The organism is Streptomyces sp. NBC_01260 (assembly GCF_036226405.1).
Taxonomy (GTDB): domain Bacteria; phylum Actinomycetota; class Actinomycetes; order Streptomycetales; family Streptomycetaceae; genus Streptomyces; species Streptomyces laculatispora.
Map to the genome: position 1 here is coordinate 5,197,145 of NZ_CP108464.1, position 15,997 is coordinate 5,213,141.

At 65.2% G+C, this 15,997-nt stretch carries 9 protein-coding genes and 3 rRNA genes; 7 read left to right on the top strand and 5 right to left on the bottom strand.

All coding sequences use genetic code 11. From position 1 onward, the window contains the following. The first annotated feature begins 2 nt into the window (after positions 1-2). From OG322_RS23110 to OG322_RS23120, 3 genes are all read left to right on the top strand, one after another. Positions 3-1,067, top strand: a complete 1,065-nt coding sequence (locus OG322_RS23110) for a cation diffusion facilitator family transporter (protein ID WP_241199989.1) — start codon at positions 3-5, stop codon at positions 1,065-1,067. Positions 1,068-1,314: 247 nt separating this feature from the next. Continuing rightward, the gene (gene ahcY / locus OG322_RS23115; protein ID WP_123459681.1) at positions 1,315-2,772 is read left to right on the top strand and encodes an adenosylhomocysteinase; all 1,458 of its coding nucleotides are present in this window, start codon (positions 1,315-1,317) and stop codon (positions 2,770-2,772) included. Positions 2,773-3,022: 250 nt separating this feature from the next. After that, positions 3,023-3,634 (top strand): hypothetical protein, encoded by a 612-nt coding sequence (locus tag OG322_RS23120; RefSeq protein WP_124284155.1) that lies wholly within the window; start codon positions 3,023-3,025, stop codon positions 3,632-3,634. 53 nt (positions 3,635-3,687) lie between these two features. On the opposite strand, the gene OG322_RS23125 is transcribed toward OG322_RS23120, so the two are convergent. Then, positions 3,688-4,632 (bottom strand): RDD family protein, encoded by a 945-nt coding sequence (locus OG322_RS23125; RefSeq protein ID WP_266411869.1) that lies wholly within the window; start codon positions 4,630-4,632, stop codon positions 3,688-3,690. 120 nt (positions 4,633-4,752) lie between these two features. Between OG322_RS23125 and OG322_RS23130 the strand changes: the two genes are divergently transcribed. From OG322_RS23130 to rrf, 4 genes are all read left to right on the top strand, one after another. Continuing rightward, complete coding sequence (locus tag OG322_RS23130; protein WP_329306867.1) at positions 4,753-5,760, top strand: stage II sporulation protein M; 1,008 nt, start codon at positions 4,753-4,755, stop codon at positions 5,758-5,760. A 710-nt stretch (positions 5,761-6,470) separates the two neighbouring features. Beyond that, a 16S ribosomal RNA gene (locus tag OG322_RS23135) occupies positions 6,471-7,996 on the top strand. A gap of 301 nt (positions 7,997-8,297) precedes the next feature. Beyond that, positions 8,298-11,422, top strand: a 23S ribosomal RNA gene (locus OG322_RS23140). Positions 11,423-11,501: 79 nt separating this feature from the next. After that, positions 11,502-11,618 (top strand): 5S ribosomal RNA (rrf, locus tag OG322_RS23145). Together the 16S, 23S and 5S rRNA genes form the textbook arrangement of a ribosomal RNA operon. Positions 11,619-11,762: 144 nt before the next feature. On the opposite strand, the gene OG322_RS23150 is transcribed toward rrf, so the two are convergent. The 4 genes from OG322_RS23150 to OG322_RS23165 are packed head-to-tail and all read right to left on the bottom strand — an operon-like array spanning position 11,763 to position 15,995. Beyond that, on the bottom strand, positions 11,763-13,073 hold the full coding sequence (locus OG322_RS23150; RefSeq protein WP_266411871.1) for a DUF58 domain-containing protein: 1,311 nt from the start codon (positions 13,071-13,073) through the stop codon (positions 11,763-11,765). An 11-nt stretch (positions 13,074-13,084) separates the two neighbouring features. Continuing rightward, on the bottom strand, positions 13,085-14,086 hold the full coding sequence (locus OG322_RS23155; protein WP_329306868.1) for an AAA family ATPase: 1,002 nt from the start codon (positions 14,084-14,086) through the stop codon (positions 13,085-13,087). Next, complete coding sequence (locus tag OG322_RS23160; protein ID WP_329306869.1) at positions 14,083-15,309, bottom strand: DUF4350 domain-containing protein; 1,227 nt, start codon at positions 15,307-15,309, stop codon at positions 14,083-14,085. Before OG322_RS23160 ends, OG322_RS23155 begins: the two co-directional genes overlap by 4 nt. Then, a complete protein-coding gene (locus OG322_RS23165; protein WP_164494330.1) occupies positions 15,306-15,995 on the bottom strand; it encodes a DUF4129 domain-containing protein in 690 nt (229 codons plus the stop codon). The genes OG322_RS23160 and OG322_RS23165 overlap by 4 nt, the downstream gene beginning before the upstream one ends. Positions 15,996-15,997: the final 2 nt, after the last annotated feature.

Here is a 15,997-nt window from a genome sequence, read left to right on the forward strand (position 1 = left end):
CCATGAGTGCGTCAGGCGGAACCAAGGCGATCGTGGCGGCGCTCGGCGCCAACCTCGCGATCGCGGTGGCCAAATTCGTGGCGTTCCTGTTCAGTGGCTCGTCGTCGATGCTCGCGGAGAGCGTCCACTCGCTCGCCGACTCGGGCAATCAGGGGCTGCTGCTGCTCGGCGGCAAGAAGGCCAAGCGCGAGGCCACCCCCCAGCACCCCTTCGGGTACGGGCGCGAGCGCTACATCTACGCCTTCCTCGTCTCCATCGTGCTGTTCTCGGTGGGTGGCATGTTCGCGGTGTACGAGGGCTACGAGAAGATCAAGAACCCGCACGAGATCGAGGCCTGGTACTGGCCGGTCGGTGTACTGGTCTTCGCGATCATCGCCGAGGGCTTCTCCTTCCGTACGGCCATCAAGGAGTCCAACGAGACCCGCGGCGCGCTGTCCTGGACCGAGTTCATCCGCCGCGCGAAGGCCCCCGAACTCCCCGTCGTGCTGCTGGAGGACTTCGGCGCGCTCATCGGTCTGGTCCTCGCCCTCGGCGGCGTGGGCCTGGCCGTCGGCACCGGTGACGGGGTGTGGGACGGCATCGGCACCCTCTGCATCGGCATCCTGCTGATCGTGATCGCCGTCGTCCTGGCCGCCGAGACCAAGTCCCTGCTGCTCGGCGAGGCCGCCGGCACCGACCAGGTCGAGAAGATCAAGGCCGCGGTCGTGGACGGCGACACCGTCACCGGCATCATCCACATGCGTACGCTCCATCTCGGCCCGGAAGAGCTGCTGGTCGCCGCCAAGATCGCGGTCCAGCACGACGACACGGCCACCGAGGTCGCCAACGCCATCAACGCCGCCGAGTCCCGCATCCGCGAAGCGGTCCCGATCGCCCGGGTCATCTACCTGGAACCGGACATCTACAACGAGGCTGCGGCCCGGTCCGGCACCAACCCGGCCAAGGACTCGGCCAACGGCCCGGGCGGATCAACCGCCGTGGCCGCCGAACCCCCAGCCAACGCGTCCGCATCCGCACCCGACAAGGCCCCCGAGCCCCCGGCCGACCCGACGGAAACCGGCCACTGAACTTACCTGACGCGCCTTCGAGGCCGCTCCCGGACCCGGTGGGCTGGGAGCGGCTGGGCCGTTCGGTGTAGATTCGACGGCAGTGCCAGACGTCGCTGCTGATGGCGGTCGATCGGTCCGTATCCACGGACCGGCCGAGGGAGAGAGGGCCTCCGACGGACTGCGCTGCGAGTAGCTCGGGCATTCGTGTGCCCGACGCCGCAGAGCCGCCCACCCACCCTCGACCCATCACGAGGAGCAGCCCGTTATGACGACGGTCACCAATCGACAGGACTTCAAGGTCGCCGACCTCTCCCTCGCAGCCTTCGGCCGCAAGGAGATCACCCTGGCCGAGCACGAGATGCCCGGCCTGATGTCGATCCGCAAGGAGTACGTCGCCACGCAGCCGCTGGCCGGCGCCCGCATCACCGGTTCGCTGCACATGACCGTGCAGACGGCCGTGCTGATCGAGACCCTGGTCGCCCTCGGCGCCGAGGTCCGCTGGGCCTCCTGCAACATCTTCTCGACCCAGGACCACGCGGCCGCGGCCATCGCGGTCGGTCCGAACGGCACTCCGGACGCCCCCGCCGGCGTCCCCGTCTTCGCCTGGAAGGGCGAGTCGCTCGAGGAGTACTGGTGGTGCACGGAGCAGGCCCTGACCTGGCCGAACACCCCCACCGGCGGGCCGAACATGATCCTCGACGACGGTGGCGACGCCACCCTCCTCGTCCACAAGGGCGTGGAGTTCGAGAAGGCCGGAGCGGCCCCGGACCCGTCGACCGCGGACAGCGAGGAGTACGCCCACATCCTCACCACGCTGAACCGCACCCTCGGCGAGGCCCCGCAGAAGTGGACCCAGCTGGCGTCCGAGATCCGCGGTGTCACCGAGGAGACCACCACCGGTGTGCACCGGCTGTACGAGATGCACCGCGACGGCACCCTCCTGTTCCCGGCGATCAACGTCAATGACGCGGTCACCAAGTCGAAGTTCGACAACAAGTACGGCTGCCGCCACTCGCTGATCGACGGCATCAACCGCGCCACCGACGTCCTGATCGGCGGCAAGACCGCCGTCGTCTGCGGCTACGGCGACGTGGGCAAGGGCTGCGCGGAGTCCCTGCGCGGCCAGGGCGCCCGGGTGATCATCACGGAGATCGACCCGATCTGTGCCCTGCAGGCGGCGATGGACGGCTACCAGGTGGCGACCCTGGACGACGTCGTCGAGCAGGCCGACATCTTCGTCACCACGACGGGCAACAAGGACATCATCATGGCCGGCGACATGGCCCGGATGAAGCACCAGGCCATCGTCGGAAACATCGGCCACTTCGACAACGAGATCGACATGGCCGGCCTCGCCAGGATCGACGGCATCGTCAAGGACGAGGTCAAGCCGCAGGTCCACACCTGGACGTTCCCCGACGGCAAGGTCCTCATCGTGCTGTCCGAGGGCCGCCTGCTGAACCTGGGCAATGCGACGGGCCACCCCTCGTTCGTCATGTCCAACTCGTTCGCGGACCAGACCCTGGCCCAGATCGAGCTGTTCAGCAAGCCCGAGGAGTACCCGACCGACGTCTACGTGCTGCCCAAGCACCTCGACGAGAAGGTCGCCCGCCTCCACCTCGCCGCGCTCGGAGTGAGGCTCACGACGCTCCGCCCCGAGCAGGCCGCCTACATCGGCGTCGAGGTCGACGGCCCGTACAAGTCCGACCACTACCGCTACTGATCCCGTAACCGCGGCGGGCCGCCGGTGACCGGTCACCGGCACGACCGGCCAGTGACAACCGGCCAGTGACAACCGGCCACCGGCAGACCCCGCGGCCCCCGGCCCGGAACCCGCGGACGCGACAGCGTCAGCAGGCCCGGTGACTCAGCAGCAGCGCAGCGCAGCAGCTACGAACGCAGGCCCCCGCACCCCCGTGTCGGGGGCCTGCGCCGTACCGCACCCGCACAGCCCGAGGAACCCGAAGGACCCCATGCCCCGCGGCCGTTATTCGCTCCACGATCTCCACGACCACACCCCCCTCGGTGAAGAGCACTTCCACTGCGCCCCCGGCCCCTCCGGCTGGCGCTATGTCTCCCAGACGACCGCCCCGTCCGGCGACCACCTCGGATCCATCGATCTCACCCTGGACGAACTCGGCCGCCCGATCCGTCTCGAACTCCACGCCGCGAGCTGGCAGATCCGCGGCGCCGCCCTCGAAGGCGTCACCTGGGTCCGCACCGATCCGACCGGCACTCACGCCAACGAAGGCAATGTCCGCGCCCACACCTTCACCGGCACTTCCCCCGCCTTCCTCATCGCGACCGCACGCCTGCTGCGCCTCACCCCCGATTCCCCCGCGACCCGTCTCCGCGTCGTCGCCTTCACGGATCCGGTCCTCGCCCCCCGTACCGTCGACCAGTCCTGGGCCCTGGTGAACAGTGAAGCGCACGCCACTGACAACGGCCCCCTGACCGTGGACGAATACCAGGTCAACGCCCTGGACACCGGCGAGCAGCACACCATCCACATCGCCGGCGACGTCGTCCTCTCGGCCCCGGGCATCGAGCTCGAAGAGCTGGAATCCCCGCCCTCGACCCGCTAGGCGTAGTGCCCCCGCAGGGTTGCTGACGCGGCGGATCAGGCGGGACGACGGCTCTAGGCGGGCGGAGCGAACCCGGTAGCGGGCGGACGCGCCCGGTCCGCCCGGGGAGCCGCGGCATCCCCGGGCCCCGCAGGCCGAACAGGTGCCCCAAGTGCCCCAGGCGTCGCGGGTGCCACAGGCACCGGGTGAGCAGCAGGGGCACCAGGGACAGCAGGGGCAGTCTCCGAGCCCCACATCCGCTCACTCACAGAAGCGGCGAGCATCCGGTGCGCGTCCCGAGTCTGCCGTTCGTTCACCACGGCCGCCAGGTACGCGGCGGCGGGCACGCCCACCGGAGCCGGAACCCCGGTCCACCCGGCGAGCTCTCCGGCCAGCCGACCGGCCATGGTCCGGCCCACCTCGGCGTCCAACTGGTGCATCCGCGTCAGGTACTGGCGCACCGCCAGCCACAGTTCGTCCGGAACCGCCGACAGATCCAGCCCGGCGAACCGTCCCACCAGCCAGGGCGGCGGGGGCGGAACAGTGGCTGCCCGGCCCGCCGGCAGCCGCTCCCGTACGACGAGCGTCCCCGCGAAGACATCCCCGAGCCGCCTCCCACGCGCCGACACGAGCGATGCGATGGAGGCGACCACCCCGAGTGTCATGAGGATCTCCACGACACCCATCGCCCCACGCACCAGCGCGTGCCGGAACCGGATCGGCCCCCCGTCGTCCCGCACCACCCGCAGCCCGCACGCCAGCTTCCCCAGTGAACGGCCGTGGCTGAGCGTTTCCACCGCTATCGGTGCTCCCACCAGCACCAGCAGGAACGTCGCCACGGAGACGGCGGCGGATGCTGCCCCGTCCAGGGAGGCCGTCGCCACGGCCAGGCCGACCGACACCAGGACGAACGCCGTCCCCACCACCACCAGATCGATGGCCAGAGCCAGCGCACGGCTCGGCAGTTTCGCCGGCCGCAGCCCCAGCACGACCGCGTCCCCGGTCACGAGCTCACTCATCGCCGCCCACCCTTCGCCGACCATCCCTGCCCCTCGGGGCCACAGTCTGCCAAGCTGACCCGCAAACGCGCCGCAGCAGTACGGACCCGTACGCACCCATGCCTGGAGCAGCAGCCGACCATGGACCTCGACGTCTTCGTCAACGCCCACCGCAGTGAGTGGGACCGCCTGGATCACCTCCTGCACCGCGGGCGCAGGCTCACAGGCGCGGAAGCCGACGAACTCGTCGACCTCTACCAGCACACGGCAACCCATCTCTCCCTGATCCAGTCCAGCGCTCCCGACCCGCTGCTCATCGCGCGCCTCACGCAACTGGTGGCCCGGGCCCGCTCCACGGTGACCGGCACCCGTCGCGCCTCGTGGCGCGACGCCGCGCGCTTCCTCACGGCAGGATTTCCCGCGGCGGTCTACCGCTCCAGGCACTGGTGGATACCCACGGCCGTCCTCTCCACGCTCCTGGCCGCGCTGATCGGCTGGTGGATCGGTACCCACCCGGAAGTCCAGTCGGCCATCGCCGCCCCCGAAGACCTCCGCCGCATGACCAGTCCTGGCGGGGAGTACGAGACCTACTACTCAAGCCATCCCGCGGCCTCGTTCGCCGCCCAGGTCTGGACGAACAACGCCCAGGCCGCAGCCATGTGCCTGGTGCTGGGCGCATTCCTCTGCGTCCCGGTGATCTGGATCCTGTTCCTCAACGTGCTCAACCTCGGGGTAGGTATCGGACTGATGTCCTCGGCCGGCCGGCTCGACATGTTCCTCGGCCTGATCCTTCCGCACGGACTGCTCGAACTCACCGCCGTCTTCGTGGCGGCCGGCACCGGTCTCCGCCTGGGCTGGACGGTCATCGACCCCGGCCCCCGCACCCGGCGCACAGCTCTGGCGCAGCAGGGCCGCGCCGCGATCGGCATGGCCATCGGCCTGGCCCTGATCCTGTTCGTCTCGGGTGTCATCGAAGGCTTCGTCACCCCGTCGGGCCTCCCGACATGGGCCCGTATCGCCATCGGAATCGCCGCCGAGCTGGCCTTCCTCGCCTACGTCTACATCCTGGGCGGCCGCGCGGCCGGAACCGGCGACGCCGGCGACATTGCCGACTCCGAACGGAGCGCCGAACTCCCGGTTGCCGCCTGATGTGCGTAGGCCTCTCCCGACCTGCTAGTCTCCTCCTCGCCCCAAAAAACCGTTGACACGGCGGACTGGGGGAGGTAGATTAGAACGGTTGCCTCGAACTGGACAAGTTCGGGCCCAGCAGTTAGCGTCATCTCGCTCTCACCGGAAATTGAATTTCCGCAGAGCCATTGATTCCCACTCTTTGGATCGGGAAGCCGATTAGTTCGGCCGAACTGCTTCTGATAAAGTCGGATCAGCCGAAAGGCAAGGCCACTTCAACGGCCACTGGAAATCGAATTCGAACCGGAAACGGAACGAGATCGAGTCTGGTAAGGTTGGAACCGCCGGAAAGGGAAAGCGCGAAAGCGAAGAACTGGAAAGCGAAAATGCGAGGCCCGCTTCGACCGGGAATCGGACACGAAAGAGTCTGATAGAGTCGGAAACGCAAGACCGAAGGGAAGCGCCCGGAGGAAAGCCCCAGAAAATGTTCTGGTGGTGAGTACAAAGGAAGCGTCCGTTCCTTGAGAACTCAACAGCGTGCCAAAAGTCAACGCCAGATACGTTGATACCCCGACCTGCTTCGGCAGGTTCGAGGTTCCTTTGAAAGTCCTGGCAGACCACATTAGTGGTTCTACCAGGCAATGCACATAGCGAGGACATAGTGAACGATCGGTCTTATTCCGACTCGATTGTTCCGCTCTCGTGTGTGTGATCCCGATTACGGGAAAACATTCACGGAGAGTTTGATCCTGGCTCAGGACGAACGCTGGCGGCGTGCTTAACACATGCAAGTCGAACGATGAAGCCCTTCGGGGTGGATTAGTGGCGAACGGGTGAGTAACACGTGGGCAATCTGCCCTTCACTCTGGGACAAGCCCTGGAAACGGGGTCTAATACCGGATAATACTTTCCCTCTCATGGGGGAAGGTTAAAAGCTCCGGCGGTGAAGGATGAGCCCGCGGCCTATCAGCTAGTTGGTGGGGTAATGGCCTACCAAGGCGACGACGGGTAGCCGGCCTGAGAGGGCGACCGGCCACACTGGGACTGAGACACGGCCCAGACTCCTACGGGAGGCAGCAGTGGGGAATATTGCACAATGGGCGAAAGCCTGATGCAGCGACGCCGCGTGAGGGATGACGGCCTTCGGGTTGTAAACCTCTTTCAGCAGGGAAGAAGCGAAAGTGACGGTACCTGCAGAAGAAGCGCCGGCTAACTACGTGCCAGCAGCCGCGGTAATACGTAGGGCGCAAGCGTTGTCCGGAATTATTGGGCGTAAAGAGCTCGTAGGCGGCTTGTTGCGTCGGTTGTGAAAGCCCGGGGCTTAACCCCGGGTCTGCAGTCGATACGGGCAGGCTAGAGTGTGGTAGGGGAGATCGGAATTCCTGGTGTAGCGGTGAAATGCGCAGATATCAGGAGGAACACCGGTGGCGAAGGCGGATCTCTGGGCCATTACTGACGCTGAGGAGCGAAAGCGTGGGGAGCGAACAGGATTAGATACCCTGGTAGTCCACGCCGTAAACGTTGGGAACTAGGTGTTGGCGACATTCCACGTCGTCGGTGCCGCAGCTAACGCATTAAGTTCCCCGCCTGGGGAGTACGGCCGCAAGGCTAAAACTCAAAGGAATTGACGGGGGCCCGCACAAGCAGCGGAGCATGTGGCTTAATTCGACGCAACGCGAAGAACCTTACCAAGGCTTGACATACACCGGAAAGCATCAGAGATGGTGCCCCCCTTGTGGTCGGTGTACAGGTGGTGCATGGCTGTCGTCAGCTCGTGTCGTGAGATGTTGGGTTAAGTCCCGCAACGAGCGCAACCCTTGTTCTGTGTTGCCAGCATGCCCTTCGGGGTGATGGGGACTCACAGGAGACTGCCGGGGTCAACTCGGAGGAAGGTGGGGACGACGTCAAGTCATCATGCCCCTTATGTCTTGGGCTGCACACGTGCTACAATGGCCGGTACAATGAGCTGCGATGCCGCGAGGCGGAGCGAATCTCAAAAAGCCGGTCTCAGTTCGGATTGGGGTCTGCAACTCGACCCCATGAAGTCGGAGTTGCTAGTAATCGCAGATCAGCATTGCTGCGGTGAATACGTTCCCGGGCCTTGTACACACCGCCCGTCACGTCACGAAAGTCGGTAACACCCGAAGCCGGTGGCCCAACCCCTTGTGGGAGGGAGCTGTCGAAGGTGGGACTGGCGATTGGGACGAAGTCGTAACAAGGTAGCCGTACCGGAAGGTGCGGCTGGATCACCTCCTTTCTAAGGAGCATTTCTTACCCGGTTTTCCGGGTCAGAGGCCAGTACACCGGCGAATGTTCGGTGCTGGTTGCTCATGGGTGGAACGTTGACTATTCGGCACGACAGGTTGTTTTTCACTAGTACTGCTTCGGCGTGGAATGTGGGGAGTGATCGGTCGGGTCGGGCACGCTGTTGGGTATCTGAAGGTACGGCCGTCGTGGTCGTCCTTCGGTTGCCGGCCCCAGTGAACTCGCCCGGTAAGGGTGGGGTGGTGGGTGGCTGGTCGTTGTTTGAGAACTGCACAGTGGACGCGAGCATCTGTGGCCAAGTTTTTAAGGGCGCACGGTGGATGCCTTGGCACCAGGAACCGATGAAGGACGTGGGAGGCCACGATAGGCCCCGGGGAGCTGTCAACCAAGCTTTGATCCGGGGGTGTCCGAATGGGGAAACCCGGCAGTCGTCATGGGCTGTCACCCGCTGCTGAACACATAGGCAGTGTGGAGGGAACGAGGGGAAGTGAAACATCTCAGTACCCTCAGGAAGAGAAAACAACCGTGATTCCGGGAGTAGTGGCGAGCGAAACTGGATCAGGCCAAACCGTATGCGTGTGATACCCGGCAGGGGTTGCGCATGCGGGGTTGTGGGATCTCTTTTTCACGGTCTGCCGGCTGTGAGACGAGTCAGAAACCGTTGATGTAGGCGAAGGACATGCGAAAGGTCCGGCGTAGAGGGTAAGACCCCCGTAGCTGAAACATTAACGGCTCGTTTAAGAGACACCCAAGTAGCACGGGGCCCGAGAAATCCCGTGTGAATCTGGCGGGACCACCCGTTAAGCCTAAATATTCCCTGGTGACCGATAGCGGATAGTACCGTGAGGGAATGGTGAAAAGTACCGCGGGAGCGGAGTGAAATAGTACCTGAAACCGTGTGCCTACAAGCCGTGGGAGCGTCGCTGTGTGTGCTTGCACATGCAGTCGTGACTGCGTGCCTTTTGAAGAATGAGCCTGCGAGTTTGCGGTGTGTTGCGAGGTTAACCCGTGTGGGGAAGCCGTAGCGAAAGCGAGTCCGAATAGGGCGATTTAGTAGCGCGCTCAAGACCCGAAGCGGAGTGATCTAGCCATGGGCAGGTTGAAGCGGAGGTAAGACTTCGTGGAGGACCGAACCCACCAGGGTTGAAAACCTGGGGGATGACCTGTGGTTAGGGGTGAAAGGCCAATCAAACTCCGTGATAGCTGGTTCTCCCCGAAATGCATTTAGGTGCAGCGTCGTGTGTTTCTTGCCGGAGGTAGAGCACTGGATAGGCGATGGGCCCTACCGGGTTACTGACCTTAGCCAAACTCCGAATGCCGGTAAGTGAGAGCACGGCAGTGAGACTGTGGGGGATAAGCTCCATGGTCGAGAGGGAAACAGCCCAGAGCATCGACTAAGGCCCCTAAGCGTACGCTAAGTGGGAAAGGATGTGGAGTCGCAGAGACAACCAGGAGGTTGGCTTAGAAGCAGCCACCCTTGAAAGAGTGCGTAATAGCTCACTGGTCAAGTGATTCCGCGCCGACAATGTAGCGGGGCTCAAGCGTACCGCCGAAGTCGTGTCATTCACACATATAGGGCCAACGCCTGTGTGGATGGGTAGGGGAGCGTCGTGTGCCGGGTGAAGCAGCCGCGGAAGCGAGTTGTGGACGGTTCACGAGTGAGAATGCAGGCATGAGTAGCGATACACACGTGAGAAACGTGTGCGCCGATTGACTAAGGGTTCCTGGGTCAAGCTGATCTGCCCAGGGTAAGTCGGGACCTAAGGCGAGGCCGACAGGCGTAGTCGATGGACAACCGGTTGATATTCCGGTACCCGCTTTGAAACGCCCAATACTGAATCAGGCGATGCTAAGTCCGTGAAGCCGGCCCGATCTCTTCGGAGTTGAGGGTAGTGGTGGAGCCGACGAACCAGACTTGTACTAGGTAAGCGATGGGGTGACGCAGGAAGGTAGTCCAGCCCGGGCGGTGGTAGTCCCGGGGTAAGGGTGTAGGCCGTGTGGTAGGTAAATCCGTCACACATTAAGGCTGAGACCTGATGCCGAGCCGATTGTGGTGAAGTGGATGATCCTATGCTGTCGAGAAAAGCCTCTAGCGAGTTTCATGGCGGCCCGTACCCTAAACCGACTCAGGTAGTCAGGTAGAGAATACCGAGGCGTTCGGGTGAACTATGGTTAAGGAACTCGGCAAAATGCCCCCGTAACTTCGGGAGAAGGGGGGCCATCACTGGTGATTGGATTTACTCCATGAGCTGGGGGTGGCCGCAGAGACCAGCGAGAAGCGACTGTTTACTAAAAACACAGGTCCGTGCGAAGCCGTAAGGCGATGTATACGGACTGACGCCTGCCCGGTGCTGGAACGTTAAGGGGACCGGTTAGCTGACTTTCGGGTCGGCGAAGCTGAGAACTTAAGCGCCAGTAAACGGCGGTGGTAACTATAACCATCCTAAGGTAGCGAAATTCCTTGTCGGGTAAGTTCCGACCTGCACGAATGGCGTAACGACTTCTCGACTGTCTCAACCATAGGCCCGGTGAAATTGCACTACGAGTAAAGATGCTCGTTTCGCGCAGCAGGACGGAAAGACCCCGGGACCTTTACTATAGTTTGATATTGGTGTTCGGTTCGGCTTGTGTAGGATAGGTGGGAGACTTTGAAGCGGCCACGCCAGTGGTTGTGGAGTCGTCGTTGAAATACCACTCTGGTCGTGCTGGATGTCTAACCTGGGTCCGTGATCCGGATCAGGGACAGTGTCTGATGGGTAGTTTAACTGGGGCGGTTGCCTCCTAAAGAGTAACGGAGGCGCCCAAAGGTTCCCTCAGCCTGGTTGGCAATCAGGTGTTGAGTGTAAGTGCACAAGGGAGCTTGACTGTGAGACCGACGGGTCGAGCAGGGACGAAAGTCGGGACTAGTGATCCGGCAGTGGCTTGTGGAAGCGCTGTCGCTCAACGGATAAAAGGTACCCCGGGGATAACAGGCTGATCTTCCCCAAGAGTCCATATCGACGGGATGGTTTGGCACCTCGATGTCGGCTCGTCGCATCCTGGGGCTGGAGTCGGTCCCAAGGGTTGGGCTGTTCGCCCATTAAAGCGGTACGCGAGCTGGGTTTAGAACGTCGTGAGACAGTTCGGTCCCTATCCGCTGTGCGCGTAGGAATATTGAGAAGGGCTGTCCCTAGTACGAGAGGACCGGGACGGACGAACCTCTGGTGTGCCAGTTGTCCTGCCAAGGGCATGGCTGGTTGGCTACGTTCGGAAAGGATAACCGCTGAAAGCATCTAAGCGGGAAGCCTGCTTCGAGATGAGTATTCCCACCCTCTTGAAGGGTTAAGGCTCCCAGTAGACGACTGGGTTGATAGGCCAGATGTGGAAGCCCGGTAACGGGTGGAGCTGACTGGTACTAATAGGCCGAGGGCTTGTCCTCAGTTGCTCGCGTCCACTGTGTTAGTTCTGAAATAACGAACGGCCGTGTTTTGTTCCGGTGTTGGTTAATTTCATAGTGTTTCGGTGGTCATTGCGTTAGGGAAACGCCCGGTTACATTCCGAACCCGGAAGCTAAGCCTTTCAGCGCCGATGGTACTGCAGGGGGGACCCTGTGGGAGAGTAGGACGCCGCCGAACTCCTTTTGATAGTTAAGCCCCGTGCCCTTGTGGCACGGGGCTTTTCTGCGTTCCGGACCAGAAAGGGCTTGAACGGATCCGAGCGGGTCACGTCCGTCCTTCCTGACGTGCCCGCTGATCGGATCGGGCGCGGCCGCAGCCCCGCTACAGACGGCCTGCTGCCTTCAGAGCCAGATAGGCGTCGGCGAGAGCCGGCGCGAGGGTGTCGGGAGTGGCGTCGACGACCACTACGCCGCGGCGCTGGAGCTGGTCCGCCGTTCGACGCCGTCGAGCCTTGGCCCGGGCACCGGCAGCTGCCTCGTAGACCGCGTCCACTGTGCCTCTCGCGCCGGCCATCTCCTCGATGTGCGGGTCGCTGACGGCCGCCAGCAGCAGGGTGTGGCGCTGGGTCAGGCGGGACAGGACGGGCAGCAGGCCCTCCTCGACGGGGGCCGCGTCGAGACTGCTCAGAAGCACGATCAAGGAACGGCGAGGGGCGCTCGCCAGAGCCGTGGCACTGAGGCCCCGCGTATCCGTTTCCACGAGCTCCGGTTCGAGCGGCGCCATCGCATCGACCATGGCCGACAGGACTTCCCCGGCTGCCCGGCGCTGAACGCGGGCGCGGACACGGCGGTCGTAGGCGAGCAGATCCACGCGGTCGCCCGCTCGGGTGGCGAGAGCGGTCAGGAGCAGGGCCGCGTCCATCGCCGCGTCGAGACGAGGGACGTCACCGACCCGCCCTGCCGAGGTACGGCCCGTATCGAGGATGACGAGGATGTGCCGGTCGCGCTCGGGGCGCCACGTCCGTACGGCGACGGCAGACTGGCGGGCGGTGGCCCGCCAGTCGATCGAGCGGGTGTCGTCGCCGGGGACGTAAGCACGAAGACTGTCGAACTCCGTACCCTCGCCGCGGGTCAGGACACTCGTGCGGCCGTCGAGTTCTCGCAGTCTGGCGAGGCGGGACGGCAGGTGCTTGCGACTGGTGAACGGCGGCAGGACCCGGACCGTCCAAGGGACTCGATGATTGCCTTGGCGGGCCACGAGGCCCAGCGGCCCGTACGAGCGGACGGTGACCAGCTCGGCCCGTCGGTCACCACGGCGGGTGGGGCGCAGGAATGTGGTGACGCGGCGGCGTTCGCCGGACGGGATCGTCAGCTTGTGGCGGGACGCGGACTGCTCCGCGCCCGGCTGCCAACTGCTGGGAGGCCAGGCATCACGGAGGTGTGCCCGCAGGCGGCGGCGGGAACGATTGACTACGGTGAGTTGCACTTCCGCGCCGTCACCGAGTCGAACGCTTGTATCGCCAGATCGGGTGAACTGGAGCGGGCGCACTGGCGCAGCCAGGGCATAGTCGCACAGAATTGCTAGAGACAGCGGGGCGTTGACCGCGAGCATGCCCGTCCAGCTCGGGGCCAGGATGCCTACTGGGAGTGACCCCAGAGCGGCGAGCAGCGCGGTGCGTCCGGTGAGGGCCACGATTCACCGCCTCATCGGGGTACGGGGACTTGGGCGAGGACTGCGGTGATGACGGAGTCGGGGGTGACACCTTCCATCTCCGCCTCGGGCCGCAGCTGGATGCGGTGGCGGAGAGTGGGGAGGGCCAGGGCTTTCACGTCGTCCGGAATCACGTAGTCGCGGCCCGTGAGCCAGGCCCAGGCCCGGGCGGTGGAGAGCAGAGCAGTGGCACCTCGGGGTGAGACCCCGAGGGAGAGTGAGGGGGAATCACGCGTGGCACGACAGATATCCACGACGTAGCCGGCGATCTCGGGGGAGACGCTGGTCCTGGCGACAGCGGTGCGAGCGGCTTCCAGGTCGGCCGGTCCTGCGACCGGGCGTATGCCCGCTGCCTTGAGATCGCGGGGGTTGAAGCCGTCGGCATGGCGGGTCAGGACGTTGATCTCGTCCTCACGGGACGGAAGAGGCACCGTCAGCTTGAGGAGGAAGCGGTCCAACTGGGCTTCGGGAAGCGGGTATGTGCCCTCGTACTCCACCGGGTTCTGGGTGGCTGCGACGAGGAAGGGGTCGGGGAGGAGACGTGGGGTTCCGTCGACGGTGACCTGGCGCTCCTCCATTGCCTCCAGGAGGGAGGACTGGGTCTTGGGAGGTGTCCGGTTGATTTCGTCGGCGAGCAGGAGGTTGGTGAAGACCGGCCCCGGCTGGAAGGAGAACTCGGCGGTGCGGGCGTCGTAGACGAGGGACCCGGTCACGTCGCTGGGCATCAGGTCAGGGGTGAACTGGACGCGTTTGGTGTCGAGTTCGAGTGACGCCGCGAGGGCGCGGACCAAGAGGGTCTTGGCCACACCCAGGACGCCTTCGAGTAGGACGTGACCCCGGCAGAGCAGTGCGACGACGAGTCCGGTCACCGCCGGGTCCTGTCCGACCACGGCCTTGGCGATCTCGGAGCGCAGAGTTTCCAGGGAGGCGCGGGCCGCATCGTCGCTCCTGATGGTCTCGGCTGTCCCGGCGGGAACTGGGGGCGGGGCGGTCATGAGGTACGAACCTCCCTTTCGAGGGAGTCGAGTTGGTCTGCCAGAAGGACGAGCGCGGCGTCGTCGGAAGGAGCCGAGCCAAAGAACAGTTCTCGGAGGCCGCTGTCGGTCGTGCTGAGGCGCGCGGAGACGGCGGGCAGGAGCGTGACGGGGGAGTGGGCGTCCCGGGGGGAGACGCCGACGAGGGGGGCGATACGGGTGCGAGAGGCGTGGCGCAGTGAAGCGGCGGCCCGGTCACGGGCGTTGGTCTTGCGGTGGAGGCGGGCACGCCCCTCGGTGGACTCGGAGGCGCGAATGGCCACGGGCAGCCGTTCGGCGATCACGGGGCCCAGGCGACGGGCTCGCCAGACGGCGGCAAGTACGGCGGCGATTGCGAGTTGCAGGGTGCCCCACAGCCAGCCCGAGGGGATCAGGTCGAGGAAGCTGCTCTCGCCGCCTGCGCTCTCGCCCCCTGCACCGTCGTCATCGTTGCCGCCGCTGCTTGCGGCGGGACTGTCAGCGAGCGAGGGAAGGTACCAGACCAGATGCGGGTGGGAGCCGAGGAGTTGAAGGGCCAGCGAAGCGTTGCCCTGATTGTCCAGACGGTCGTTGTACAGGATGTCGGGGGAACCGAGAAGGACAGTGTCGCCCGCTGCAGGCTGCCGGAGGAGCAGCAGGGAGGGAAGGCCGTCGGCCGGGTAGCAGGCGAGGGCGTCGAGGCTGTCCGAGGCGTAGCGGAAGCCACCCGTCTCGACATCGCCGGCTCGACGGGCCGCGTCCAAGGAGCACCGAGGGGCACGTGTGGTGACCGGGGCGGAGGACTCCGCTCGGACGCCGGGGGCCAGTGCGCCCACGGAGGGAGGGCCCGCAGCGATGAGCACGGTGCGGCCGGCGGCGTCGGCCGTTGCGGTGCGGAGCTTGTTCTGCTGGACCGGCGTCAGCAGGTTGGGTGCGGCGACGAGCAGCGTGGTGTCGGGGCCGGCAGCGGATGTGGCGTCCTGGAGCGTGGTGACGACGCGGACGGAGACGCCACGGTCCTTGAGCAGTTCGGCGACGGCCCGGCTGCCGTAGCGGTCCGCGGAGCGGGGGTCGAGGCGTCCGTGCCGATCACCGGAGTGGGTGGCCGCCAGGGCGACTCCGGCGGCCACGAGCACGAGGACGGCGAGCAGCAGTCCGCGTGTGCGGATCCAGACCTGACGGGGAGTCGGGGAGGCCGAGGAGGAAGGGGTGGTGACCACGGTCATCCGGCAGCTCCCTGGAGCGCGCCGGTCAGCTGGGGCTTGGTGGACCCGAGCTCCAGGTCCAGGGCGAGCACGGTCAGATACGCCTGCTGGTCGGCGGTGCGGCCACCGTATGTGACGTCGTCGAACTGCCGGGCCGCCGCAAGCAGTCGCGTGGCGTGTGCGGGGAGCGGGCGGGCGGCTTCCGCGGCGGCTTCGTCGGCCGTTCGGCCGGGGCGCGGGTCCAGCAGGGCGCGTTCCTCGAGGGAGCGGACGATGGCGCGCATCCGTTCCTGGACCGCCTGGTTCCAGCGGCCGGCGGCGGCGTGCGCCTCGGCCGCTGTGCGGTGCTCCGCAGCACTGCGGGGACCGTTCCGGAAGAGGGCGTCCGCCGGGCTGAAGCCGCGTTGCGGGGTGCCCAGCCGCCACCAGAGTGCGGCGACCAGAGCGAGGACGATCAGTACCAGTACGACCAGTCCTGCCGGACCGCCGGGGGCGGCGCCCGAGGCGGACGAGAGGAGATCGCCGATCCACTTCCACAGGTGGTCGAGGGCACGCTGGAGGAGGTTCGGGTCGTTCTCGTGGTACATCGGTTTGGACAATTCGTGCCGTGCGGCCTCGCGGCCGGGCACCCGCGGGGTGTCCACGGGTATGTCGCCGCTCGCCCGGATCAGCAGTTGTGCCGCCGCTGTGCCGCCCGCCCCCGACACGG